This is a genomic window from Massilia aquatica (genome assembly GCF_011682045.1).
Taxonomy (GTDB): domain Bacteria; phylum Pseudomonadota; class Gammaproteobacteria; order Burkholderiales; family Burkholderiaceae_D; genus Telluria_A; species Telluria_A aquatica.
In genome coordinates this window covers 1-348 of record NZ_VVIW01000082.1, presented here as the reverse complement: position 1 = coordinate 348, position 348 = coordinate 1, and the positions used below count along the sequence as shown (strand labels likewise).

Genomic DNA, 348 nt, shown 5'->3' with positions numbered 1-348 from the left:
TACCAGAAGTAGGTAGCTTAACCGCAAGGGGGGCGCTTACCACGGTAGGATTCGTGACTGGGGTGAAGTCGTAACAAGGTAGCCGTATCGGAAGGTGCGGCTGGATCACCTCCTTTCTAGAGTTGCATCAGGCTATAGAGCCGGTTCAACAAACGTCCACACTTATCGGCTGTCAATTAAGAAGAACAGCGTTTTGAAAGCGCAAACGTAAGCAGTCATGCTTAGGTTTGATCTTTCAGAGATTAAAAGCTGTTTCGTTCTTTAACAATCTGGAAGAAGTAAAGTTTTAATCGAATCGTCGACAGACGGTTTGATGGGTAGTGATTGTATGTATCAAAACAAAGCAAC

The 348-nt window shown here is 44.8% G+C and carries 1 rRNA gene; it reads left to right on the top strand.

Features of this window, described 5'->3' with window-relative positions:
- Nucleotides 1-116: ribosomal RNA gene (locus F1609_RS33960) — 16S ribosomal RNA — on the top strand; the annotation flags it as partial.
- Between the last annotated feature and the right edge of the window lie 232 nt (nucleotides 117-348).